At 67.2% G+C, this 23,672-nt stretch carries 18 protein-coding genes, 1 tRNA gene and 4 pseudogenes; 9 read left to right on the top strand and 14 right to left on the bottom strand.

Translation table 11 applies throughout. From position 1 onward, the window contains the following. Nucleotides 1-114 precede the first annotated feature (114 nt). Together ABZ464_RS27695 and ABZ464_RS27700 are read left to right on the top strand one after the other, a co-directional pair. Nucleotides 115-2,409 (top strand): heterodisulfide reductase-related iron-sulfur binding cluster, encoded by a 2,295-nt coding sequence (locus tag ABZ464_RS27695; protein WP_359280732.1) that lies wholly within the window; start codon nt 115-117, stop codon nt 2,407-2,409. A 168-nt stretch (nt 2,410-2,577) separates the two neighbouring features. Then, nucleotides 2,578-3,594 carry a Yip1 family protein gene (locus tag ABZ464_RS27700; RefSeq protein WP_359280735.1) on the top strand — a complete coding sequence of 339 codons (1,017 nt, stop codon included), beginning with the start codon at nt 2,578-2,580 and terminating at the stop codon, nt 3,592-3,594. Between the two features lie 46 nt (nt 3,595-3,640). Here ABZ464_RS27700 and ABZ464_RS27705 read toward each other — a convergent pair. After that, nucleotides 3,641-3,923: pseudogene (locus tag ABZ464_RS27705) on the bottom strand (hypothetical protein); the annotation flags it as partial. Between the two features lie 502 nt (nt 3,924-4,425). Here ABZ464_RS27705 and ABZ464_RS27710 point away from each other — a divergent pair. Next, the gene (locus ABZ464_RS27710) at nt 4,426-4,581 is read left to right on the top strand and encodes a hypothetical protein (RefSeq protein ID WP_359280738.1); all 156 of its coding nucleotides are present in this window, start codon (nt 4,426-4,428) and stop codon (nt 4,579-4,581) included. 192 nt (nt 4,582-4,773) lie between these two features. Here the strand turns inward: ABZ464_RS27710 and ABZ464_RS27715 are convergent, their stop codons facing one another. Next, nucleotides 4,774-5,289 carry a phosphoribosyltransferase gene (locus ABZ464_RS27715; RefSeq protein ID WP_359280741.1) on the bottom strand — a complete coding sequence of 172 codons (516 nt, stop codon included), beginning with the start codon at nt 5,287-5,289 and terminating at the stop codon, nt 4,774-4,776. A 12-nt stretch (nt 5,290-5,301) separates the two neighbouring features. Continuing rightward, the gene (dcd, locus tag ABZ464_RS27720; protein WP_043502688.1) at nt 5,302-5,877 is read right to left on the bottom strand and encodes a dCTP deaminase; all 576 of its coding nucleotides are present in this window, start codon (nt 5,875-5,877) and stop codon (nt 5,302-5,304) included. Between the two features lie 523 nt (nt 5,878-6,400). Here dcd and ABZ464_RS27725 point away from each other — a divergent pair. After that, a tRNA-Gly gene (locus ABZ464_RS27725) sits at nt 6,401-6,474 on the top strand. 340 nt (nt 6,475-6,814) lie between these two features. Here ABZ464_RS27725 and ABZ464_RS27730 read toward each other — a convergent pair. Both ABZ464_RS27730 and ABZ464_RS27735 read right to left on the bottom strand, forming a co-directional pair. Next, nucleotides 6,815-7,028 (bottom strand): annotated as a pseudogene (locus ABZ464_RS27730) (hypothetical protein); the annotation flags it as partial. Between the two features lie 27 nt (nt 7,029-7,055). Further along, nucleotides 7,056-7,433, bottom strand: coding sequence for a hypothetical protein (locus ABZ464_RS27735; protein ID WP_359280744.1), 378 nt, complete (start codon nt 7,431-7,433; stop codon nt 7,056-7,058). Between the two features lie 118 nt (nt 7,434-7,551). On the opposite strand from ABZ464_RS27735, the gene ABZ464_RS27740 reads away from it, so the two are divergent. Further along, nucleotides 7,552-7,977 carry a hypothetical protein gene (locus ABZ464_RS27740; protein ID WP_359280747.1) on the top strand — a complete coding sequence of 142 codons (426 nt, stop codon included), beginning with the start codon at nt 7,552-7,554 and terminating at the stop codon, nt 7,975-7,977. A gap of 74 nt (nt 7,978-8,051) precedes the next feature. Further along, nucleotides 8,052-8,426, top strand: coding sequence for a nuclear transport factor 2 family protein (locus tag ABZ464_RS27745; RefSeq protein ID WP_359280749.1), 375 nt, complete (start codon nt 8,052-8,054; stop codon nt 8,424-8,426). Here the strand turns inward: ABZ464_RS27745 and ABZ464_RS27750 are convergent, their stop codons facing one another. Next, nucleotides 8,427-9,197, bottom strand: a complete 771-nt coding sequence (locus ABZ464_RS27750; RefSeq protein ID WP_359280751.1) for a hypothetical protein — start codon at nt 9,195-9,197, stop codon at nt 8,427-8,429. It abuts the gene before it with no gap. Between the two features lie 775 nt (nt 9,198-9,972). After that, nucleotides 9,973-10,593: pseudogene (locus ABZ464_RS27755) on the bottom strand (Tn3 family transposase); the annotation flags it as partial. A gap of 1,538 nt (nt 10,594-12,131) precedes the next feature. On the opposite strand from ABZ464_RS27755, the gene ABZ464_RS27760 reads away from it, so the two are divergent. After that, nucleotides 12,132-12,551, top strand: a complete 420-nt coding sequence (locus tag ABZ464_RS27760) for a hypothetical protein (RefSeq protein ID WP_359280752.1) — start codon at nt 12,132-12,134, stop codon at nt 12,549-12,551. A 791-nt stretch (nt 12,552-13,342) separates the two neighbouring features. Here ABZ464_RS27760 and ABZ464_RS27765 read toward each other — a convergent pair. Next, nucleotides 13,343-13,585 (bottom strand): hypothetical protein, encoded by a 243-nt coding sequence (locus ABZ464_RS27765; protein WP_359280754.1) that lies wholly within the window; start codon nt 13,583-13,585, stop codon nt 13,343-13,345. Between the two features lie 2,142 nt (nt 13,586-15,727). Here ABZ464_RS27765 and ABZ464_RS27770 point away from each other — a divergent pair. After that, complete coding sequence (locus ABZ464_RS27770; protein ID WP_359280756.1) at nt 15,728-16,099, top strand: helix-turn-helix transcriptional regulator; 372 nt, start codon at nt 15,728-15,730, stop codon at nt 16,097-16,099. A 329-nt stretch (nt 16,100-16,428) separates the two neighbouring features. On the opposite strand, the gene ABZ464_RS27775 is transcribed toward ABZ464_RS27770, so the two are convergent. From ABZ464_RS27775 to ABZ464_RS27795, 5 genes are all read right to left on the bottom strand, one after another. Then, nucleotides 16,429-17,169 (bottom strand): IS3 family transposase, encoded by a 741-nt coding sequence (locus ABZ464_RS27775; RefSeq protein WP_359280757.1) that lies wholly within the window; start codon nt 17,167-17,169, stop codon nt 16,429-16,431. After that, a complete protein-coding gene (locus tag ABZ464_RS27780) occupies nt 17,166-17,423 on the bottom strand; it encodes a helix-turn-helix domain-containing protein (RefSeq protein WP_359280758.1) in 258 nt (85 codons plus the stop codon). Before ABZ464_RS27780 ends, ABZ464_RS27775 begins: the two co-directional genes overlap by 4 nt. 125 nt (nt 17,424-17,548) lie before the next feature. Continuing rightward, on the bottom strand, nt 17,549-18,229 hold the full coding sequence (locus ABZ464_RS27785; protein ID WP_359280759.1) for a hypothetical protein: 681 nt from the start codon (nt 18,227-18,229) through the stop codon (nt 17,549-17,551). Nucleotides 18,230-18,261: 32 nt separating this feature from the next. After that, on the bottom strand, nt 18,262-20,193 hold the full coding sequence (locus ABZ464_RS27790; protein WP_359280761.1) for a hypothetical protein: 1,932 nt from the start codon (nt 20,191-20,193) through the stop codon (nt 18,262-18,264). Between the two features lie 180 nt (nt 20,194-20,373). Further along, a complete protein-coding gene (locus tag ABZ464_RS27795; protein WP_359280763.1) occupies nt 20,374-20,586 on the bottom strand; it encodes a hypothetical protein in 213 nt (70 codons plus the stop codon). Between the two features lie 715 nt (nt 20,587-21,301). Here ABZ464_RS27795 and ABZ464_RS27800 point away from each other — a divergent pair. Further along, a pseudogene (locus ABZ464_RS27800) lies at nt 21,302-22,483 on the top strand (IS3 family transposase). Between the two features lie 479 nt (nt 22,484-22,962). Here the strand turns inward: ABZ464_RS27800 and ABZ464_RS27805 are convergent. After that, nucleotides 22,963-23,532: a hypothetical protein gene (locus ABZ464_RS27805; protein ID WP_359280765.1), complete on the bottom strand. Its 570-nt coding sequence runs from the start codon at nt 23,530-23,532 to the stop codon at nt 22,963-22,965. Nucleotides 23,533-23,672: the final 140 nt, after the last annotated feature.

The raw sequence follows: 23,672 nt of genomic DNA on the forward strand, positions 1-23,672 counted from the left end.
TCACCGCCCGCTACAGTGCAGCGCAAGATAGGGGTAGTCTCAGACGGACCGCATAAGTTACCGCTTAGTAACCGCCTAGTACTTTCGACCCTCGCAGGCCCGAGGAGCCCCCTCATGCAACTCGCCGCGATCATCGTGTCGCTGGTCCTGACCGTGGTCGGCGTCGCGCTGCTCGCACGCGCCATCGGTCAGTTCGTCCGGTACTTCAAACTGGGCCAGCCGGTTCCGGCCGGCACCCGGACCGACAACCCCTACGCGCGCAGCGTCACGCTCGTGAAGGAGTTCCTCGGCCACACGCGGATGAACCGCTGGGGCATCGTGGGCTTCGCCCACTGGTTCGTGGCGATCGGCTTCCTGACCCTGCCGCCGACCCTGGCACAGGCCTTCGGCCAGCTCTTCCAGGCCGACTGGACCCTGCCGGTCATCGGCGGCTTCCTGCCGTTCGAGCTCTACATCGAGTTCATCGGCGTGATGACGATCCTCGGCATCGCCGTGCTGATCGTGATCCGGCTGCTCAACCTGCCCTCGCGCCCGGGCCGCAAGTCCCGCTTCGCGGGCTCCAAGGCGGGCCAGGCGTACTTCGTCGAGTACGTCATCCTCACCATCGGCCTCGCCATCTACACCCTGCGCGGCCTCGAGGGCGCGATCCACCACGTGGAGCACTACGAGGCCGCGTACTTCGCCTCGTACCCGCTGGTCCTGGCCTTCAAGGGCCTCGGCGTCACCACTCTCCAGAACCTGATCTACCTCACCGCGATGGTGAAGATCAGCGTCTCGTTCATCTGGATGATCGTGGTCTCGCTCAACACCAACATGGGCGTGGCCTGGCACCGCTTCCTGGCGTTCCCGAACATCTGGTTCAAGCGCGAGGCCACCGGCGCCACCGCCCTCGGCGGCCTCCAGCCGATGACCTCCGGCGGCAAGCCGATCGACTTCACCGACCCCGGTGACGACGACGTCTTCGGCGTCTCCCAGGTCGAGCAGTTCTCCTGGAAGGGCCTGCTCGACTTCTCCACCTGCACCGAGTGCGGCCGCTGCCAGTCGCAGTGCCCCGCCTGGAACACCGGCAAGCCGCTCTCCCCGAAGCTGCTGATCATGTCGCTGCGCGACCACGCGCACGCCAAGGCCCCGTACCTCCTCGCCGGTGGCGGCAAGACCATGGAGGGCGAGGAGAAGGCGTCCGAGGAGCAGCTGAAGGATGTCCCGGCCGCCGCTCTCGCCGAGGCCGAACGCCCCCTGATCGGCACCGCCGAGGACAACGGCGTCATCGACCCCGACGTCCTGTGGTCCTGCACCACCTGCGGCGCCTGCGTCGAGCAGTGCCCCGTCGACATCGAGCACGTCGACCACATCGTCGACATGCGCCGCTACCAGGTCATGATCGAGTCCAGCTTCCCCTCCGAGGCGGGCACGATGCTCAAGAACCTGGAGAAGAAGGGCAACCCCTGGGGTCTGGCCAAGAAGCAGCGCCTGGAGTGGACGAAGGAGGTCGACTTCGAGATCCCGGTCGTCGGCCAGGACATCGAGGACCTCACCGAGGTCGAGTACCTCTACTGGGTCGGCTGCGCCGGCGCCCTGGAGGACCGCGCCAAGAAGACCACCAAGGCCTTCGCCGAGCTGCTGCACATCGCGGGCGTCAAGTTCGCGATCATGGGCGGCGACGAGAAGTGCACCGGCGACTCCGCCCGCCGCCTGGGCAACGAGCCCCTGTTCCAGGAGCTCGGCATGGAGAACGTCATGGCGCTGAACATGGCGTTCGGCGAGGAGACGGACGACGACGGCAAGGTCGTCCCCGAGTCCGCCAAGCCCAAGTCGGCGAAGAAGATCGTCGCCACCTGCCCGCACTGCCTCAACACCATCGGCAACGAGTACCCGCAGCTCGGCGGCGACTACGAGGTCATCCACCACACCCAGCTGCTCCAGCACCTCGTCGACGAGGGCAAGCTGATCCCGGTGACCCCGGTCGAAGGCATCATCACCTACCACGACCCCTGCTACCTGGGCCGCCACAACAAGATCTACACGCCCCCGCGCGAGATCATGACCGCCGTCCCCGGCCTGCGCCAGCAGGAGATGCACCGCCACAAGGAACGCGGCTTCTGCTGCGGCGCCGGCGGCGCGCGGATGTGGATGGAGGAGCGGATCGGCAAGCGCATCAACAACGAACGCGTGGATGAGGCCCTGTCCCTCAACCCGGACATCGTCTCGACGGCCTGCCCGTTCTGCCTCGTCATGCTCACCGACTCGGTCAACGGCAAGAAGAACGACGGCAAGGCCAAGGAATCCATCCAGGTCGTCGACGTCGCCCAGCTCCTGCTGGAGTCCGTCAAGACCCCCGTCATCGACGACGAGCCCCCGGCGGGCGAGGCGGAGACGGAGAGCGAGCCGGAGCCGGAGCCGGTGAAGTAACCCCGGCGACCGTGTTCGTCCGGTGCCCCCAGGTCCTTCCGGGCCTGGGGGCACCGCCGTTTCCGCGCGCCGCGCGACCCCCGTACCCCCCGTACCCCGTACCCCACTCAAGGTTGCCCGGTCGCCCCTGACGAACCACTGACACAGCGCCATGACATCCCTTAGGGGATGTCACAGCTCGGCCGCAAAGGGGGGTCCCGGAGGCCGGCTCCGGCACGTCTGTCGGTCGGACCAGGTACGTTCGAGGACGTGGCTGGATTCAGGATCGGACGTGGCGGCCGGGACGGCCGTGCCCCCCAAGCGCGACCGCAAAACCCTCCGTACGGGCAGCAGGCGCCGCGGGGCCAACAGGGCCCCGCGGGACCCTCGCACGGCTACGCGCCGCCGGCGCAGCAGCCGTACCCCCCGCAGTTCCGCGGCGGGCAGCAGCCGCCGTACGGCGGGGGCGGCAGCGGTCAGTGGCCCTCGCAAGGCAACGGCGGCGGGAGCGACGAGCCGGAGTACTTCGGCGGCGGCGCCCCGCACGACCCGTACGCGGCGAACAACCCGGGGCACACCCAGGCGTTCTCGGTCAACGACCACCAGCAGTACAGCCAGGGCGAGACGTACCACTCGGGTGCGGGCGCGCCCGCCGGGCCGACCGGGCCCCGGCTGCACTGGAAGGACCTGCTGCGCGGGATCGTCCTGTCCCCCAACCAGACCTTCCTGCGGATGCGGGACTACACGATGTGGGGCCCCGCCCTCGTCGTGACCTTCCTCTACGGCCTGCTCGCGGTCTTCGGGTTCGACGACACCCGTGACGACGCGATAAAGGCCACCCTCTCCAACGCGATCCCGATCGTGCTGACGACGGCCGTCGCGATGGTGATCAGCTCCTTCGTCCTGAGCGCCGTCACGCACACCCTGGCCCGTCAGCTCGGCGGGGACGGCGCGTGGCAGCCGACGGTCGGGCTGTCGATGCTGATCATGTCGCTGACCGACGCGCCGCGGCTGCTGGTCGCGATGTTCGCGGGCGGCGACGCGTCGTTCGTGCAGCTGCTGGGGTGGGTGACGTGGGTCGCGGCGGGCGCGCTGCTGACCATGATGGTGAGCAAGTCGCACGACCTGCCGTGGCCGAAGGCGCTGGGCGCGTCGGCGATCCAGCTGATCGCTCTGCTGTCGATCGTGAAGCTGGGCACGTTCTAGCTCCACCTGGCTCCGCGGCACCCGTGGCTGGTCCTTTCGTCTCCGTTCAGGGCGTGAGGGCCGGCCATTGGCGTATGTACCGACGGGCCGCGTGCGGACGGGACTTGACGGTGCCGAGGGGCGGACCGATGCGTTCGGCTGTCTCAGCGGGGAGCGGCTGTTAGGCCGAACGGCGTTTGAGCTCGCGGTGCTTCTGGCGGGCGGTCCTCGCGGCGGCGCAGGAATCGGCCGCAGCGGCGCAACACCTCCGGGCTGATCGCCGACAGCGGGGTGCCGAGAGCAGCCGGGTCACCGGCCGGGGCGGCGGCTGCGAGGGGTTCGGTGTCGGGGGCAGCGGGTCGTCACCGGGCGGGGGTTCTGGGCGGGGGTTCTGGGCGGGGACGTCGGTGGGGGCTCGGGGGCGGGCTCGGGGATGGGGGCTGGGGGCGGGCTCGGGGATGGGGGCTGGGGGCGGGCTCGGGGGTGGTGTCGGACAGGGTGCCGGACGGGGTGCGGGACGGGGTGCGGGTGTTCCTGGTGTGGTCGCTGACGGGGTGTCGTACCGAACCCTCGACCCGTACGGGCTGGCCGGACCGGATGGTGTTTGTGCCGGGTGCGCGGCTCAAGGTGCTGCGGGTGATGGATGAGGGCCTCGGTCCGCTGGTCCTGATGCGGGAGTTGTTCCCGCAGGAACCGGCGTGGGGCGGCGGCGGCACGGAGGCGTGTTCATGGCTGGACGAGAGCACGGTGACTGAGCCGGAGCGGCTGCCTCGGGGCGGGACCGGATGGGCCGGGGGCCGGTGCGACGGCCGTCGGAGTGATCGTGACGGGTCGAGAGGGAGGGAGCGGGACGTGACGCAGGAGAAGGAAACCGAGCAGGAGTACGCCGTCGGCGTCGACGTCGAGTCGGTCGAGGAGACGCGGGCCGCGGTGCTCGCCGCATGGCGGGCGGACCGGCTGCCCGGTCAGTGGCCGGTCCTGGCGGACCAGATGGCCTGGTCCTGGTAGACCGGCCCGCTCTGGAGCACGAACCGCCTCAAACCCACCATGCGGCCGAACGGCGACTTCGTGCTCTGGGGCCCTGACACCGACGTACGGCAACCCGGTGCTCCAGAACGACGCGAACGTCACGATTCCCTACCGGGAGACGCCCATCTGGTCCACCGGCACCCAGACCGCCGCCTGAGATCCAACCGCAGGTCAGAGCGCTTCGGTCGAGGGGAGCACCGGCTCCCCCGCAGCCCGCACCGGCGGCAAAACACTCCACGGAAAGTTGATCCAGTCGTCGGTGCGCTTCCAGACGTACTCGCACTTCACCAGGGACTGCGACTTCTCGTAGATGACGGCGGAACGCACCTCGGCGACGTGATCGAGGCAGAAGTCGTGCACCAGCTTCAGCGTCTTGCCGGTGTCGGCCACGTCGTCGGCGATCAGCACCTTCTTGTCGGTGAAGTCGATCGCGTTGGGGACGGGCGCCAGCATGACAGGCATGTCGAGCGTCTGCCCCACACCGGTATAGAACTCCACGTTCACCAGGTGAATGTTCTTGCAGTCGAGGGCATAGGCAAGCCCGCCCGCGACGAAGACACCCCCGCGGGCGATGCTGAGGACGACATCGGGCTCGTACCCGTCGTCGGCGACGGCCTGCGCGAGCTCGCGGACGGCGACGCCGAACTGCTCGTAGCTGAGATTTTCCCGGCCCACTGCGTCACTCATCCTCTTCCCCCCTCAGACCTGGGTCCGGTGGAAGTTGAGGAAGGACCGCGAGGCGGTGGGCCCACGCTGGCCCTGGTACCGGGAGCCGTACCGCTCACTGCCGTACGGGTGCTCGGCCGGCGAGCTGAGCCGGAACATACACAGCTGTCCGATCTTCATACCGGGCCAGAGCTTGATGGGGAGCGTGGCGAGGTTGGACAGCTCAAGCGTGACGTGTCCACTGAACCCCGGGTCGATGAAGCCGGCGGTGGAGTGCGTGACCAGCCCCAGCCGCCCGAGGGAGCTCTTGCCCTCCAGCCGGGAGGCGAGATCATCGGGGAGGGTGATGACCTCGTACGTCGACGCGAGCACGAACTCGCCGGGGTGCAGGATGAACGGCTCGTCCCCCTCCGGCTCGACCAGCCGGGTCAGATCCGCCTGCTCGACGGAGGGATCGATATGGGGGTACCGGTGATTCTCGAACACCCTGAAGAAGCGGTCCAGCCGCACGTCGATGCTCGACGGCTGCACCATGGATTCGTCATACGGATCGATCCGCACCCGCCCGGCGTCGATCTCGGCCCGGATGTCCTTGTCTGAGAGAAGCACGTCCCGAGGATACGCAAGACGCGCGGAGCCCCTGCAATCAGGACGACTCCGCGCGTCTGCCCGCTGGCTCGGCTACCGCTTCACGGCCCCTACCGCCTCTCGAGCGTCACCGGCACGGCACTGCGGAGCCGCGCACACCGGGGACACCGGACGAGCCGCCCGGGGCCGAGCCGCTCGGCCTGCTGCATCGGGAACGAAGCGGTGCTGAACACGTGCCCATCGGCACAACGGACGACGGTGCGCTCCATCAAGTCCTAGAGTCCCTTCCCCAAAGAACCGCGTCCGGCTGCTGCTCGCCGGACAACGAAAGCCACATTACGGGACGAACGGGAAGACCCTCCAGGCGGCACTCCGACCCCGCCCGACCCCTCTTCGGCACCCCCACCGTACGCCCCAACTCCGGCCGCCCGCAGCCGGATCCCACCCCACGAAACACACACGGACCCCGCGGCTTCAGCGCCGGGGGCCCGGGATGTTGTACAGTGACGAGGCAATCGGACACCGGCCGCGACCGGCGTCTTACGCGGGTGTAGTTTAATGGTAGAACATCAGCTTCCCAAGCTGAGAGCGCGAGTTCGATTCTCGTCACCCGCTCCACTACGAAACCCCAGGTCAGCGACCTGGGGTTCATTTGTCGTCCAGTCCAATTCGAGAGTGGCGTGCCCTCTGTGTGCCCTAAGTCAGAATCCAGGGGCACCCCAGGAGCGCTCGGGCGCCACTCTGAGCAGCCCGGACCCCGTACGTCTCGAATCGCGAGACGCTTTTCGCATGACCTGCGCCACTATCGCATGTTGCACCTGCGAAGTCGCCAACGCAAAGTGACGGCTCACGAACCCGGGTGGAGCCGCCCTGCCCACGGCTTCACCCCGAGGTCGGCGAGCAGACCCACGGTCCTCGATCTCGCCTCGGATGGGGCGCACGGCGTCGACGCCGTGCCCTGCGCCGCCACGGCCTCTGGATCGGCCCGGCCGTGCACCTCGTCGAAGTCCGCGATCAGCTCGTCCAGGTTGTCGCGCTCGATCTGGCGCTACGCCGCCGTCGCCAAGGTAGGCCGAGACGCCCCGCTTGCCGACCCTCTGACGAATCGCCTGCAGAGTACCGGCGATCAGGGTGACGGAGATACCGGCCTTGGTACTGGTGGGCTCGCGTATTCAACTGTCGTCAGTTCTCCGTGGGGTTCAGCCCGATGGCGACCACTTCCCAGGGCGTGCTCGCGGATCACGGAGAGCCGGCTTGCGGTGGTGGGATGCCAAGGTCGGGTGCATCGGCTGCCCGGCCAGGCGTCCGGGGAACAGCTGGCGCGAGTCGCGGTTCGTCGCGGTGCTCATGTTGTCCCGCTTGCCGAGCCATTCGGTGTGGGTCCAGGACTTCTTGCGGGCCCGTTCGGCAAGTCGGTCGGCGGCGGCAAGCAGGACCGGCGCCTTCATCGCTCTGGCAAGAAAGGCCAGGTCGGATGCGGTCTGCTGGCCGGCGAGCGTGGTGAGCCCTTGCCGCCGGAGCAGGTGGCGACCGCGCACGGGCGACTCGCGCGGGGTCTGTAGCCACGGCAAGCTCATGCTCCGTGTCACGCGGCCGGGACGGCCCGAGCCCCAATCCGTCAGAGGCTGCAAGAGATCCGTCCCGACCGTACATCTCCCGGTTGACGGCCGTTGACGGACGGAAAATGGAGGTGCTGTGAGACGACGACGAACAGCCGCCGGGGATTACGGTGACCCGGCCGGACACCGGGCCCTGGAGGGTCTCTATACGGCTCATGCCGATCGGGAACTGGCGTATCTGCTGCACCGTACGGACCGGGAGACAGCACAGGACATCCTGTCGGAGACCTTCGTGCCGGCCTGGCGCAAGTCCGGGTCCGTCCCCGACGATGCTCTGCCGTGGCTGCTCGCCTCGGCCCGGCGGCTCCGCGCCGACCTCCCGGTCACGGGCAAGGCGGACGGTCGCGGCGCGCAGGGCGTCGTTCACAGCGTCATCGGTGCTCTGCGGCGCCGGGGCCCGCCCCCGTTGCCGCCTGCCCTCAGGGAACCTGCCCCGCCACCGCACCGCACCTCGACGCCCTCGTCCGCGCCGGCGCGAGGTTCGAGAGCGGCGTCCTCGTAGAGCGGGACCAGGCCACGGCGGCCTGACAGCCCTCGTCACTTGTCGCGCTGCGAAAGGGAGAAAAGGACCAGTCCATGCCCGAATCCAGCGCCCCGCTCACGGAGTTCATCCGCGCCTATGAGCAGGCCACCAACAGTCACGACATCACCCAACTCGTCCCACTGATCGCTTCCGGGGCCGTCTACCGGTTCTCCGACGGATCGCTTCGCGGCCGCGAAGCCATCATCTCCGACATCGCCGAGACCTTCGCCGCCATCCGCGACGAGATCTACCCGATCGACGACCTGGAGTGGATTACTCACAGAGATGACGACGCGATATGCCGCTACCGGTTCGCTGGGCCCGGAACCATTGACGGCCAGCCGCGATCAGGAAGAGGCCGCGGCACCAACGTGCTCGTCAACCACGCCGGCACCTGGCAGATGCTTCAAGAACACCTCAGCGCATAACTAGGCGGCACCATCGGTCCACAGGAATAGACAATTACTTGTGTCGAACCGGGTGTAGGCCTCGGGGTCCTCGTCGGCCAGCGCCCGTGCGATCGCTTTGCGGCACCGGCGGCTGAACAGGGGCCAGGGACGGCCCCATCCGTCCGGCCAGGCCGCCGCGGCGATCGGCAGGGCGATCCAGGGCGCCACCCCGGTGACGAACCAGTCGACGGTGAACTCCTTCTGCAGCGACGGGATCCCGTTGCTGCTCAGGACGATGGCGTGCATCATCAGCCCGAACGACGTCATGCAGGCCGCCAACATGGCGGGAGTCCTGTAATGGCCGCGGGGCCTGCCCACGTCGTGACGGCGCTCGGCCAGAACCGTCCGGAACGGCAGGAAGCGCTTCTCGGTGAGCAGGTCGTACAGCGTGACGTCCCTGTCGGGGCCCAGGCCGTCGGCCAGCGCCGCGAGCACAGGATCCGTGAGGGCGTCCCGTGGCCCCGGTACCAGGGCGACACCGCCCGTATCGGTGAACCGGGCGTGTCCGCCGACCACCAGCAGCCGTACAGCCACCTTCGCCGGGTTCGACCTATCCTCATACTTCGTGCCGCGCCATGAGCCGCCGAGCCACCACGCCGCCGCTATCGGGTCGATGGCCGACCGGCGCATGGCGCGCACCAGTCGGCGGTCCGTGCGCGTCCGCACCCACCAGGTGACGCCCAGGCCGGCATTGAACGCCGCGAAGCCCAGCAGCCAGCCGATGGTGACCTTCTCCACTGTGCCGTTCATGACAGGCGCCCGCCTCGGTGTACCCGCGCGATGAGCCAACTGCACCGGGGGCGCGGGAAGCCCGGGGCGTACTCGGCGCTTCCTTCATCCGTTCGACGTGACATCAGCAACCACCCCCACCGTCGATCCAGACCTCCCGGTCCTTCGCCTTCTGGACCGGATCCCTGGTACTGCGCTCCAGCCGCTCACGCTGCTCCGGGTGGAGGCCCTGCTCGGCCGGAAGCGCCAGCAGGCGTCGACAGTACTCCCCGAACGGGTCGCGGTGTCGGGGCCACCACATCAACGCCGCCCAGACCATCGGCACCGCGAGCATCACCCACAGGACGAAGCAGAGAAACAGGGTGAGGGCGAAAAGTCCTGCACCTGGCGGAGTGCCCTCGGGGCGGAGGACCACGATCTGGACGGCGCACCACAGTGCGAGCAGTGCGGCGGTCAGGACTGCGAGAGGGGCGAGCGCGTCCTTGGTGCGCGCGGACCAGCGCGGCACCTTGGCGTCCTCGGCGCCCAGGAAGGCATCCTGGAGGTTGCGGTGATCCGTGTCCCAGTACAGCGGGTACAGGGCCGTCGGGGGCCCGGGGCGGCGCAGGGTGCTCAGCAGAGCTGCCGGGACCGGGTGCTTCGGTGTCCCGGCGGGGTCGGTGCCCTCGCCGGTAAGGGACAGCTCCCCGACCGCATCCACCCGTATCAGGCCGGCCAGCAGCACCTCGGCCGCCGAGACACGGTCGACGTCCCCGCGGCGGGCCGTGGCAACCGCGTGGTACGGGTCGATCTCCATGTCCAAGTCGAGCGGCGGGACAAGCTCGAACAGCGCGGCGATCGCCGCAGCCAGCTCCTCACGCGGCACGACCTGCCAATCTCCGGCCACGTCGCCTCCAGCGTCTCCACCTTCGGCGGGACGATCTCCCCGGTGTCGGTGTCGACCTGCTCAGCGGTGGTGTCGAACACGATCTGGAACGCGACTGCCAGCTTCGTGTCGGCCCGCTCCACCCGTGGCAGGGTCTTCAGCCTCTCCTTCGCCGTCTCCCGCTCCGCTTGGGCCAGCAGCTTCGTCGCGACCAGTACCTCCAACAGGTCCAGCGTGTCGTCGACCACCCGCGTTGTCAGGTAGACCGCGGTTGGGATGCCTTGCCATCCACGCCGTAGCGGGACAGCTCAGCCAGCCGCCGCAGCGGTATCCCCGTCACCTCGGCCTCGCCCATCCCCAGGTCCGCGATCTTCTCCGCCCTCTGAAGAGCCCACCGCATCTGAGGCCAGGAGATCCGTACGGGGCCGCGCCGCAGCCGGTCAAGCTCCGACACCAGGGCCCCGGCGGCACGACGAACAGGGAATCGAACACCGCCCGCTGACCGGTACTCAGCAGCCCATACAGCGTGGCCCACAACCGCTGGTTCGCCGCCTACAGCGAGATCTGGCCGAGGCCGAGCTGCCACAGCCTCTGCGAGGGGCTCCCCGGCTGGTCGTGGCGCAGGGCCGGCCAGGCCACTCCGCTGCTGGGTCTGTCCATCGCCACCAGCAGGTCAAACAGCGGGACCAGCTCGGGGCGGACCCGGCCAGTGCCGTCGTCGAGGAAGGCGGTGAGCCGGTCGGAGAGTGTGCAGCGTTCGCCCAGGAGCTTGCCGTCGAAGCCGCAGCGCGAGCAGTCGAGGGACTGGGAGAAGTCGGCGCAGGTCGTGCAGATCGCGGCGCCGTCGCTGGTCCGGAGCCCGGGAAGGGCGCGGTCCTGGCCTCATCCTGGGCAGGTGCCGCGTGCCCGGACCGCTCGGTCCGAGCAGTTCCGGCAGGCGTATCCGTCGGCCAGTAGGCGGCCTTGTGCTTGCGGCGACCGCAGCGGCAGCACTCGGCCATGAACCAGCGTTCGTGCTGCGCCTCCAGCTGGCCGCCGCCCTCGCCCATGGCGCTGAAGTCGTGTGCGTTGAACGCACTTTCAGGGATACGACATGTCGGCCGACCCTCATGTACCGGATGCGCCGCTCCTCGATCAGCCACCGCAGGAAGCAAGCGATGACGCCGAGCGGCAGGAGTGGGACAAGGTCGCCAAAGACCTCAAGCCCGTCTGCCTCGCCCCTTCGATGTCGGGATCCGCAAGATGATCTGCCCGACGAACGCGTTTACGAGCGTCAACGCTCGCATTCGCAAGCCGTTCCGGAACCGAGGACGCTCTCCGATTGAGTCCGCAGTACTGAAGTGCGGGTACATGGCGCTGATTTCACTCACCCCGGGGGATAGGGGCCTCTTCGCTGGACCTTGCGCTGGGGGCACCCTGGACCGAGTTCCAGATCGCCCTCGAAGGCCGACTCGCCACGGCCGCGGGAAGCGTCAACAACCCTCATCGACCGCCGAGTCGACGCAACCTGTGCACTGACGCCGACCTTCTCCACCGCTACAGCTCACTCCTGCGCAGCCCTGGCGGCGCGTACGTCGGCACCGTCCCCAAGGACAGGTCCTCTCACCACCAGATGGAGACGGCTCATCCGGCCCCGCCCTCGCCCTCACGGCCGACAGCGCCCAAACAGGGATGCAAGGGCGTCAGGCCAACACCCGCAGGCCGCTCTCCCAGGAACTCACTCCGTAAGAGCCGGGGCAGAATTATCGCGTCGGCGGTCGCAGAAATGCACTCCCTTGCCCGCCCGCCCGCCCGCAAACTCCGAGAAATACGGGGCCTTTAATAGCCGGCCTCATCCGATCAACCATGTTTCACCGGATGGTGAAGCAGATCTAAATGGGTCCGCTATTCGCCTGTCCGAGTGTCATGCGCGAACAGGGGTCGAGTACCAGGAAATCGTTCACAGAGCCGCTGAGCAGCCGTTTCTTCATTCCGCTTGACCCAACACCGGAGATTGACACCAAATCAGCCTGCGTGACAGCAGCACAATTTGATGTAACTTCAGATTGAGACCGGGTTGAACCCAACCCCGATACTCGAAAGGAGACCATGTGAAAACCCTTGGTAAGGCAGTAGCGGGCGCCGTTTTGGCGGCTGCAACTGTCATGGTGCCTCTCTCGGCACAGGCGATCGCGGCTCCGCCGCTTCCGAGCACATCAGCGACGGCGTCGGGCGCGCCCTCGTTCGACGGAGGCGGCTCTCACACACGGGACGGCGGATCCCGTGAGTTCCGCGGCGACAGCGACCGCCGAGACTACCGTCACGACGACCGCGACGACCGCGACGACCGCTGGCGTCGATACGACGACCGCGACAACCGCTGGCACCGTCACGACGACCGCGACGACCGCTGGCGTCGTCACGGCCACTGGTACCGCTGCGACTGGGACTACGACCGGGACCGGGACCGGCGCTACCACCACCGCCACCCTGCCTGGAACTGGGACTGCTCCCCCTACTGGCGCCGCTGAGTCCGGCAGAGTCCCGTGCCGCCCGTCGTCTTCATCCCCTGACTGCGGGCGGCGCGACTGCGGGTAATGCCTTCAGGCGCCTTCGACAACTGAGCGCGTGTCACAGGCGAGGAACGCACACTCCAGGACCCGGCATTGGGTGCCGGGTCCAGACTTGCGCTCGTTTCATCGGCGACAGTCAGCAGTTTCACGCCGGGATTCCCGGCCGGGCCGCAGCACTCGCCATGATCGTGTCCGCACACGAGTGACACCGCTTCGAGGAGGCGGCTGGTGTCCTCCGTACGCCTACCGCCAGCCAGCGCGGGGGCTGACCTCAGCCTTTCACCGGCCCGCGGTGTCCAGGAGGCGACGACGCCAGCAGCAAGCGTCTCTGACCAGCGAGAATGGGGATTGGCGAGGTCGCTTTTCTCGCACCGGCCGGAGGCATTCGCCAGGTGAGGAAGCGCATCGGTTCCGACATGCGTGTCCGCGTCGAGGGTAATGATCGCGGCAACGCAGGCCGGGACGGTGCTGCCAGCCGAGACGGCCCGCAACCCGGACTGGGTCGGGCCATAACGTCGGCGCCGGCCCCGTGGCGCAAGCTGCGGCCGGTACAGGATCCCCCAGGGATACGGCACGCTCGTGGTCGCTCAGGGCTGGATCAATCGGCTGACCAGATTGTGTGAGCACGTCACATCTGCAGCGAGGACCCGTTCACCTGAAACGGTGCCGACAGGTGGCGGACGCCTGTTCCAGCGGAGAATCGCACCACTCGGAGAGGCCGGCGAAGGAACGGTTCACACCGCCAGCACTCAGAGCATTTCCGTCACCTTATATACGACCAGGACCGCCCCGTCTGCGGCAACATGAACATGCGGCCAGCTGGCACTCAAGTTGCCGATCGCGGTCTTGAACATTCGAAGCTCGTCCGAGTCGAGAACGGCACTCGCCGCCTTCACCAGATCTTCCGACCTGTTTTCACTGTCTATCGGATTCGACTTACCGGACAGCAAGATCACCGGCTCGCCGGTGCTGCCGCGGACTACCGCGGTCATTGATGTTCCCTGCACGAAGAGCACCCGGAACCCCTCTCGTCAGAGCAAGAGTCTGAAACTGCTGTCCTGGCATCCCATGAGGATATCCATAACTCCGCCTCATTTTCGACTCATTCCCCGAAGGCATGGAGGAGAACACCTGGGCGAGCCTGCCTGTCGGCATCGTCCGGTCGTCCGGAACACTGCAACAGGGCTCGTCCCACCGCCGCTGCCCGCATCACACCGTCAGCTGTACCGTCACGACAGCACGCACCGTCAGGCGGACGCCTATCCGACTGCGACAGGTGCGGCTCCATGGACGCTAGATCGGCCAGGACACTCACCGGCTTCCTTGTCCCCGCGGAAAGCATCGCTTACTGGCATCGGCGCGAAATCCAATCCATGGATTACAGCGCTCTGGCCAGTCGGCTTAGGGAAGCTACTCGCCCCCCTTCCGGTGTCCCAGCATGCCAACGGCAGGTATATGCCAGGTTAACATCCTCCTCAGAACCGGCCAGGCCCCACTCCGCAACTCGTGTCCCGTCCGTTTCAGCATGGCAGGAATGAAGGAATGACGTCTCTCCCCCGCTTCCGACGGTTCTGGCAACACATGCGCACAGCTCTCAGAACTCCTCAGTTCGCACGGCCGAGGCGAGCCGCAGGGCATGGTCGCGCACCACTTCTGACCCTGCCGAGACCGCGCAGAGGCTGACAGAGGCAGCTGACCGCTGGGCGCAGGAGCACCAGACGCGCTCTGAAGCTCTCCCGGGCCGCCACCGTCGTCGGTCCCGAAGACGCCGACTGGCTGTCCGCGTTCATCGCAGGGCAGCCGTTCGCCGATAGCCGCCACGCACGGCCCGTGGCGTCGCGGCACTCCGCGACTTTCTTGTGAGCGCTGAGACGGCCAACGTTTGCGCTTGGTGGCACACAACCGAGCTGCCGCACGAACCAGGCGAAGCGGGAGCCTCGACTGGTGCGTTGTCGCCCTGAACCACCTCTATGCCGGCTGCCAGACGAACCAGACGTCCTCTCCACAGGACGTCGCTGGCCGACCAACTTGCCTTCACCCCAAGGCACTTGCGCGGGCAGCTCGATCTCCGAGCAGATGAGACCGACATCGCAGTCGACGATCTGCTCAGTGGCCAGCGGGAATCGACGCCACATCCGTACCCACCAGCTACTCAAGGGCCCTTCCGACCGTGGTGCCGAACCGGCTGAGCACCCACATCCCGGCAGCCGGGCGGGCGTCAGGGCGAAGTGCCAGGGACTGCCCGCACACGCTCCGGATGAACCCGGCAGAGCCGGGTGAGCACCCATCCACCTCGCAGGCACACGTCCGACCGAACATGTGGGCACGACTTCCACGGACAAGTGGAGAACTCCGCTTCACGGGCGCTGCGGTACTGACGCGGACGCTCTGCGCAGACTCCTCCTGACCGCCAACCGCCGGTCTCATGCGCGAAGAGAAGGAACGGACCGACCCCGAGACGCAGCAACCAACAGACCGTGCCCTTTGGGGCGTGCCGAACGTTGACCCGGCATGATGGAAGGCTTGTTGAAACACATCGTGCCGGATGGAATACGGGAGATCAGGGAGCCGGGTCCCCTGTCACAGGCGCGTCCACAGCGCGCAGCGACACGTTACTCGCCCGATCGGGCGGCGTGCCCGACCATGCTCTGCTGATCAGCGGCCGTGCCGTACCCGGCGAGCCTCGTTGGCCTGCTTCGGCAGGGGCGAAGTCCACAGCCCCCCGATGGTCCCGCGTCTGCCGCGTGGAACTCGACGTCCGGTCCCGCCACAGCTGTATCTCGCAACTGCCCCGCCTTTCCCCGGGCACACGCGACGCTGAGCTGCTCCAAGCAACAAGCCCAGCTCGCCGCCAAGTAGAACGCTGCGCCAGCCGCCCCGCATGTCTATGGGAAGCGCGATGCCGGCGCCCCCGCTGATCACTGGAGGCGGCGCCTACGGCCGCCGCGCAGAAGGCGTCAGGGCCCACCATCCGTCCGGGAACCGGATGCCTGGCGAATCGTCGTGGTCGGTGAGGCTGCATACGGTTAACCCAAGAGACCGGATACAACGACTCCAGCCAAGAGCTACCCGACAGTAAGGCCGTTAGACTCATTGACAAGAGACCCTTTCTCCATCTACAGAAAGTGCCAGTGGTGCCCAACGCCCTGCAGGAAATGATCAGGCACAAGTTGGATCAGAACGGCTGGTCCTACAACGATGTAGCTCGCCGCGGCGGCATCTCCCGCTCGACAGTCCACCACTTGGCGACGTCGGAGCGGTTGGCACAGATGCCCCAGAGGACCACTCTGGAGGGTTTGGCCAAGGGGCTGGGTATACCGGTGGTGGCGGTGAAGCGGGCTGCGGCCGACGCCGCGGGCGTCCACCTGTACTTCGAAGACGCACCCGAGATCACGGACCCAGAGGTGGAGATCCTCATCGCGAGTGTGCAGAAGCTGAATCCGAAGGACCGTCGGCACGTGGCCGTCCTTGTCGAGTCACTGCTAAGAGCGGAGGGCTCAGAGTAGAAGCGAGTTCCGGCGCACCGTGCGAGGTACACGACCTGTCACCTGGCGCAGGGCACTTTCGCCGTTCTCGTCCCGGTTACCCAAGCGATGACAGCCTGCACCGTGATGTAGTCAAGTTCAGCGACTTTGAACACAGCGTGCACATCGACAATGTCGAGTGGTACACGTGCCGTATCCAGTGCGCAGTACAGGAGAACGCGATGCGCTTGGATTGCCGACACGTCTTTTCCTGTGCACGCGCCAGCACTGGATGCGTCAGCGATCGGCAAGGAAGGTTTCACGTCCAATTATCCACCACCGCTACGGGTTGGGGTGAGGTATCGGGTTACTCACTTTGCGTTGAAGCCCTTGAAAATTTCCAGAAGCCCCGCCCTGAGGTCCTGTGGTTCCGGGCAGGGGCGCCGGGTTTCCAGTGTGCCCCTGATGTTTTCCCAGAAACGCTCGGCCACAGAGTGGTCGTACCAGTCCCCCTTGGCCCCCGAGAGCGGAGCGCACCCCAGGAGGCCGGCACGTTCAGTGAAGGAGCACGCGAGAATCCTGGCATGCGCGGCGTCGGCGGAAAGGTTCGCGTCGACGCTCTGGGTGATGGCCGCGTCGAGGGCCCGATGGGCGAGTGTGCTGTCGGCCGTACCCTCGGTGCTCCAGCTCACCAGCCGGCGGGACGTCGTGTCGAGGATGACCGCCACGTAGAGATGCCTCTTGGCCGCCTCGAAGACCTGCACATCGATGACCCAGCGGTGGCTGGGCACCCCGATGGGGCGCTGGCGGAGCTGTTCGTGCGGCCGTCCTGCTTTGCCGCGGATTCCGGCCCGGTCCATGAGGAATTCTACGGTTCCATGACTGACGTTGATACCGTAACGGTGACCGAGTTCCCGCTGAATGCGACGGTATCCGAACGTCGAACCGGAAGCCTGGTGAATGTCGAGAATGGCCTGGGACAGCCAGGAATGTCTCAGTGAGCGCATCGACGGAGGGCGACTGCGCCAGGAGTAGTAGCCGGATTCGGAGACATCGAGGAGGGTGACGAGTATGCGTGCGGAGACCCCTTGGGAAGCCACCCAGGAGATCACTTCGTAACGCCTTTTGGGGGCATCACCTCTCTCATAGCCTCGATGATCCTCCGATACGCGAGGACCTCCTCCTCGAGTTCCCTGATCCGGGCTCCGGCCCGCACCAGTTCCGACTCGGTGGTGAGAGGGTTCTGCCAACGGTGCACGGTCTGCTGCGATACGCCGAGCCGCCGTGCGACTTCTCTTTCCGAATTCCCCTCGGAAATCATCTCCAGAGCGCGATGACGCAGTTTTGCGGGATGCGAACTGCTCACTGGCCCTCACTCCCGGTGTGGTTTCTCGCTGCGGGATGACGGCAGAAACGTCCCCCGGGCGCTGTCATCGGAGTTCTTGGGGCCGTGCTGGCAGTGCACGGCCCCAAGAAGCGTTTCGGCCAGTTCTAACGGACGTGGCGGTGCATGGTCACGGTCGGCTCGAAGTCAGCCAGGGGGCTGTCTTCCCTTCCGTGGGGTGCGCGTCGTGCCTCGCGGTCGAGGATGGTCTTCACCTGCGCGGCCAGTTCGTCGGCGCGACGCTTGATCTGGGAGATGGGCAGGCTGGATCCCCTCAGGACTCCGACCTGACGGTTGATCCCGTGGAGTTCACCGCGTGCCGCCTGACTCAGACTGAATGCCCGCGGGGTGGCCACCACGAACTGATAGGCGCCGGAGAAGGTCTGGCAGGCGGTGCAGTGTCCGTTCGTCGAACGGCTGATGTTGGTCGTGTTGATCAGCCGGGCGTTACGACCCGAGGTGGTGACGATCTGGAAGGACAGCGCGACCGAGCGGCACGGGTCGTCCAGGGAGCACCCCACGGACTCCGCGGTCGCGCGGTTGTTGGCCGTCACCGCGACCGACGGACCGTATTCGTGGATCTCGAAGCTCTCGTCGAACTGGTTCACGTGCGTCCTGTCTGCGCGACTGTGTGCCATGTCCACAGCGACAGCCGCACCGTGGGAGACTCCGGGGCCGGTGGTCGCCGAGGCCACGGTGGCCGTGATGGCGAGGCCGGCGGTGGCGGCCACGCTGATGCCGACCGCCCTTTTCGTGACAGAGCTGCTGCGCGGTTTGCGGTGGTTCATGTTTCTCTCCTGCGGATAGAGGGTGGCCGGAGTCAGGACGAGCTGGGACTCACCGAGGCCGTCTCGGAGGGTGAGGGAGACACGGTCGCGGGTCCTGATGCCGTCGGAGAGGGAGTGACGGGGGCCGTCTCGCTCCCGGATGAACTGGCAGTCGGGTGTGCGGGTGTGCGGGTGGCCTGGACCGCGGCGGAGGAAGAGGCTCCGGTGCGGGTCGGTGGTGTGGAGGGCGTGCCCGGCGGACGGGTGGGCGACGGGACCGTCCCGGAGGGTGGTGCCGACCCGAAGGTGTCGCGGCTGCCCGGAAGATCCGTGTTGGGGCGCTCGGTCGTGTGGTGCCCGTCCGGCGAAGAAGGGGTGGGGTGGCCGGTGGGCTTGGAGTCCGTGGACGTGCTCTGTGTGGGCCGGACCCATGGCACTTCGGGCTGCAGCACGGGGGTCACGGGAGCCGCGGCGGGAAGCGGCCTGGGCGTCATCCCGTGCCACCACGCGCCGGCCAGGACCGCGGCCCCGGCACAGGTCGCGACAGCCAGGGCCATGCGCATCGCAGGCTTCCCCTCGGTGGCCCTCACGACCGCGCGGAACAGCCGAACCGCCACCCGGCAGGTGAGATAGGCGCCGCCCGCCATCGGGCACATGAGCATCACGGTGCCGATGACACCGACCGCTCCGTCGGCCAGATGCCCCTCGCTGAAGGCCAGGTAGGTCCCAGCGCACTGGTTGTTGAGACTTCGCATCGCGGTCGCGAGCAGCCGCGGAAGGTTCCACAGAACGTATGCCACCTCGGCCACGAGCAGCGGGATCATCGTCAGCACCCAGACGGTGACGACAGTCCGGGCAGAACGTCTGAGACCCATGTCGGCGGGTTTCCGGCCGGGGATCATGCTTTGGAGGATCGGCTTGACCTTGCCGAACAAGTCGGGAACGCCGGCCAGATCACCCAGGATGTAGTAGCCGTCGAGCCGCACCACCGGCATCAGCTGCTCCAGGACCTCGAAGTGCACGAGGTAGATCGAGGCGAGGAAGAACGCCTCGCCTGTCAGGAGATAGCCGGCCATCAGCATCAGCATGAAGACGGCGTTGAAGTAGACGCCCCCCAAGCCGGTACGCAGCCTCCCGGATTTCGTGGCCCGATAGACATCGGTGACGTCCGTGTACATGGACGGCCAGATCAGGTAGAGGCCGTATCCGATCTTGCCGGGGGCGGCGCCGCTGTAGTGGCAGGCCGAGGCGTGCCCGAACTCGTGGAAGAGGAGCGAGGCGACGGTCAGGGCGAACACGATGAGCATCCAGAGCGGTTGCTCGAGTACCTGCAGCACCGGGGTGATGGCGCCGTGGACCGCGAAGAGCCAGACGTCCATGGCCACCATGTTGGCGAGGGCCAGCGTCACCACCGCAGGCCTGTGCAGCCAGGCGAAGGTGGCGGCGATGCGGGCGACCTGGGCCTCGCGGAAGATGACCCGGTGACCGCGCAGGGACAGCAGGAGATCCGACGTGGGCGGGGCGCATTCCTCCGGGTGATCGCCTAACGGGATCGTGACACCGAGCGGAGTGAGCCTCTTGTCCAGGAGGTACACGACGTTCTGCGTGGTGACCTCGGCCCCGTACCGGCCGCTGACCCGGTGAGAAATGGCCTCGGCGTCACGGGCGCCGTCGATCGAACACACGATCAGATAGAGCAGGCGCGACAGCAGGAGCACCTGTCCATCCCCTCGGCGGACGATGTACTTGCGCTCGGTGAACCCGGATCCCTGGTATTCCCCCAGGGTCTCGAGGCCGTGGTTGAGCCGGGGCACAGGGGCGGCGGCAAGCGAGGCGGAGAGGCCGGCCGTCATGACCTGCGTGGAGGCGGTGAGCGGCTCCGGTGACCGGATCGGGACTGTCTCGGCGCAAGGTGGTTCGTCGCGCGGAGGTGAGTCCTGGTCGTTCCAGGCTCGGGAGGTGCTGTTGTCTCCGGGCAGCGTCATTCTTGTCTCCACAGCATGTGACGCTTCAGCGGGTGCGCGGCCCTTCCCCGTCGCAAGGAGTAACAGCGGAGAAGGGCCGCGCCGCGATACCGCCAAGCAGCGTCCCCGTAGTCGGTGGTGCCTGTCGCGGTGCTGCGGGGGCGGCCGATGGCGCGACCTGCCCCCCGCAGCACCCACGGGTTACTGCCGGACGCTGATGGCCTGGGTCGCCTGGGACTGCGCGACGGCCAGCGGGGAGAACTGGTTCGCGGCCGTGGACTCGTTGTGCGCGCCCAGGTTCGCGACCTTCGTCGAGACCGTCGTCAGCTTGGTGAGGTTGAAGGAGAACCTCCCCAGCGCCTCCCGCCCGGGCAGCAGTTCGGCGGTCTCGGCCTCAAGCTGGTCCATGTTCATCAGAAACGCCTTTCATTTCGTTGTCGGAGGGACAAGCACTCGCCCCTCCAGCTGTGTCTCGCCTCCGCTGGCGCGACCCGCCGACAATGAGCAGCAGGCGCCGGTCGGGTCGCGCCGCGGAGGCCCGGACGGAGAGCCGCCTCCTGGGCCGGTCGGGGGTTGCCCAGCCCAGGAGGCATGCACGGCTGGTCCGCATGAAGCAATCCGCGGTCATGCACCGACCCTGCCGTCCAGATTCTCCGGACATCTCGTCCGGAGAGCCTGGACACTAGCCGAAGGTGCAGGAGGTGCGCAAACCATCTATTTCCGACATGTGTTCAAAATCTGTCCTCAGTTTGATTTTTGAGCATTGGGCAACTCGGCTGTCTTCGCTGGGCCGACGCCTGTGTCCGATGACGCCGGACTTGAGGGTGCGCTATCGAACATTGATCGACGAGGAGTGCGTGCCACCGAAGATTGACTGCGCAGGTCAAAGATCCGCAGGCGAGAAGTTGCGTCACGTCCCTGTCCCTCTTCGAAGCACCGTCGTTCGGTGGGGTGGATGACGCTGTCGTCGGGAAGGGCGCCGCGTCGGAGCCTTCCTGCGGAACTCTCAGTTCATGGCACAACGCGTGTGTCTTGTCAGGGGCGAGCGGGGGTTGGGAGGGAGGTTTCCCCCTGGTCGTGGACACCCTGGACACTGGATCTATGAAGTTCCAGAGATCAGGAGTTCCCGTTGGGGACCTACAAGTACTCGGCTGAGTTCCGGGCCGACGGCGTCGCGCTGTACCGCGCCAGCCCGGGGCGGCCGGTGGCGGCCGTGGCCAGGGATCCGGGTGTGAACCACGAGAGGCTGCGCCTGTGGATAAAGGCTGCCGAGGACTCCGAAACGCCGTCCTCGGGGGCGGAGACGGCTAAGGACGCCGAGACCGCCGCCCTGCGTCGGCAGGTGCGCGAGCTGCAACTGGAGCGCGAGATCCTGCGCCGGGCGGCCAAGTATTTCGCGGGCGAGACCAACTGGTGAGCCGCTTCCAGTTCGTCGATAATCATCGCGACGCCTTCGGGGTGAAGCGGCTGTGCCGGGTCGTGGAAGTCTCCCGCTCCGGCTACTACCGGTGACGGGCTACCGCCGGCGCCCGCGCCGGGCGGGCCCTCTCCGATGCCGAGCTGACCGGGAGGATCCGCGAGATCCACACCGAGTGGGACGGCACCTACGGTTCCCCGCGCGTCACCGCGGAGCTGCGGGCCGAGGGCCGAGGGCCGACGGGTCAACCACAAGTGCGTCGAGCGCGTGATGCGCGAGGCCGGCATCGTCGGTGTGCACCTGCGCAAGAAGGTCACCACCACGGTGCCCGCCCCGGACGCGGCCCGGGTCCCCGACCTCCTGCAGCGCGACTTCATCGCGAGTGAACCCAACACCAAGTACGTCGGCGACATCACCTACGTGCCCGTCGGCGACGGTCAATTACTTTGTCCGGCCACGGTGTTGGACCTCTGTTCGAAGCGCCTGGCAGGTTGGGCGATCGCCGATCACATGCGCACCGAGCTGGTCACCGACGCCCTCGAAGCCGCTGCCCGCACCCGCGGCGGTGACCTGGCCGGGGCGGTCTTCCACAGCGACAACAGAGCCCAGTACGCCTCTGAGGACTTCGCGAAGGCGCGCCGCGAACTCCGCGTGACCCGCTCTCGCGGAGCGGTCGGGTCAAGCGCGGACAACGCCGCCGCGGAAAGTCTCAACGCGGCCCTGAAAAGGGAGACACCACAAGGCCGGAAACGCTGGCCAGGAGTATGTGAGGCCCGCCTCGCAGTCTTCCGCTGGATCACCCGCTACAACACCAGGAGAAGGCGTTCAGCGATCGGCCAGGTCAGCCCGATCGCCTTCGAAAAACGAACGGTTGCGCTGACCGCTGCCGCATAGCAAACGGTGTCCACGACTCAGGGTTAACCTCCGGAGTGCTGGCGTAGCCAGTGTTGGAGTTCACGGTGGCGGTACTGGTAGGAGGGCCCGCTGTAGCGCAGGAGCCCGGCAGTGACGGCCCAGTCCAGGAACAGGCCGAGCCGGAAGGGTAGACGGCCGCGAGAGCACAGCAGGAGTACCGCATACCGGCGCGAAGCCTCCGCGCCGTACGCGAGCCCGATCGCGAGTCCTATCGGGAGTCCGGACGTGAACCCGACTGTGAACCCGACCACGAACCCGGTCAGGAATCCGGTCAGGAACCCGCGCAGGAGCCCGCACGCCAACCCACCTGCGAATCCGGCTGCGACCCCGAGCACAAGCCCGGCCAAGGCGTCGTTTCTGATGACATCCCCTGGTCCGAGACTCGCGCCTGGTTCCCGCTGAATCAAGCCTGCGAAACCAGTCGCGACGCCGACTGCGAGCCCGCACACGGGGGGCGATCACGACCCCAAGCCTGTGTCCGGCTTCGAGCCAGGCCGCGCATCCAAACGCAACCCCGACTGCGAGCGCTCCGCGCCATTCTGGGCTCTGAGCGGGTTTCCCACGCTCCTGGGCCTGTTGGTGCCGATAGCCGCCACCCCAGCCAGGACGGCAAATGCGCCAGCCATGGGAGCCAGTACGTCTGTCACCCACTGGGGAGCTGTCCAGGTGAAGGGGAGGGTGGTCAGGAGGGTGGTCAGGAGCGCGTCGGTGATGCGGACGCGTGTGCGTCCGGCGAGAGGCCACAGTTCGTGCAACACGAGGTCGGTGGCTTCCGCGCTGGCGGGGGTTGTGGCGTGGAGAGTGCCGGTGGGGTCGAGGTGGGTGGCGAGGTGGTGGAGCCAGCGGTGGACGTCCTGTGGCGTGTAGCTGCGGGGGTTGGGGGTGGCGCGGATGGCGGCGGGAATGTAGCGGGCCAGGAGGTGGCGGTCCAGGGCGTCGGCGTCGGACAGGGAGAGGAGTTCGGCAGGATCGCCGTCGTAGTGGTAACCGGTAGCGGTCAGGCAGAGCCGCCATGGAGTGGAGAGCATGGTTGCAAGGGGCCCGCCGGGCTGAGATGCCAGGTGGTCAGTCAGTGAGGTCTTTCAGAGTGGCCACCGATCGGGTGACAGGAGCTGTGGCCACAACGCACAAGGCTCCCGTGCCGTTGAGGGAGGTGTTCGAAGTCTCA

It is taken from the genome of Streptomyces sp. NPDC005820 (assembly GCF_040630255.1).
Classification (GTDB): Bacteria; Actinomycetota; Actinomycetes; order Streptomycetales; family Streptomycetaceae; genus Streptomyces.